Below are 1,009 nucleotides of genomic sequence, written 5' to 3' on the forward strand. Positions count from 1 at the left end.
ACAACCGCACCGACGCATCAAGGCCTCCGGTGGCCAGGGTGTGCCCGTCCGGGCTGAACGCCACCGACTGGATGGGTTGGGTGTGGCCGGTCAAGGGCTGTCCTAGCGGCGCAGGGTGGGCCGGGTCGGACATGTCCCACAACCGCACCGATTTGTCGCTGCTACCGGTGGCCAGGGTGTGCCCGTCCGGGCTAAACGCCACTGGATGGGTGTAGCCGGTGAACACAGAAGAGGGAAGAGTCCAAAGCCGCACCATCTGGTCAAAGCTACCGGTGGCTAGGGTGTGCCCGTCCGGACTGAACGCCACCGTCGACACGACGTTAGTGTGGCCGTTCAAAGGCTGCCCCAGCGGCCTAGGATGAGCGCGGTCGGACACATCCCACAACCGCACCGACTTGTCGTCTCTTCCGGTGGCTAGGGTATGCCCGTCTGGGCTAAATGCCACCGACATGACCGCACCAATGTAATCGGTCAGGGGCTGGCCTAAGGGTGTGGAGCGCGCAGGATCAGACACATCCCACAATTGCACCGACGCATCAAGGCCTCCGGTGGCTAGGGTGTGCCCGTCCGGACTGAACGCCACCGACATGATGGGTTGGGTGTGGCCGGTCAGGGGTTCCCCCCGTGGCGCCGGTCGAGCGGGGTCAGACACATCCCACAACCGCACCGATTTGTCGCTGCTACCGGTGGCCAGGGTGTGCCCGTCCGGGCTGAACGCCACCGACTGGATGGGTTGGGTGTGGCCGGTCAGGGGCTGTCCTAGCGGCGCAGGGTGGGCCGGGTCAGACATGTCCCACAACCGCACCGACGCATCGAAGCCTCCGGTGGCCAGGGTGTGCCCGTCCGGGCTGAACGTCACCGACCAGACCGGACCGGTGTAATCGGTCAGGGGTTCCCCCCGTGGCGCCGGTCGAGCGGGGTCAGACACATCCCACAACCGCACCGACGCATCAAGGCCTCCGGTGGCCAGGGTGTGCCCGTCCGGGCTGAACGCCACCGACTGGATGGG

The 1,009-nt window shown here is 66.4% G+C and carries 1 protein-coding gene; it reads right to left on the bottom strand.

Going from position 1 to position 1,009, the window contains the following annotated elements; genetic code table 11:
• On the bottom strand, window positions 1–1,009 hold a 1,009-nt coding region (locus DL991_RS00010), incomplete at both ends, for a WD40 repeat domain-containing protein (protein WP_233598619.1).

The sequence above is a fragment of the Amycolatopsis sp. WAC 01375 genome, assembly GCF_003947325.1.
Classification (GTDB): domain Bacteria; phylum Actinomycetota; class Actinomycetes; order Mycobacteriales; family Pseudonocardiaceae; genus Amycolatopsis.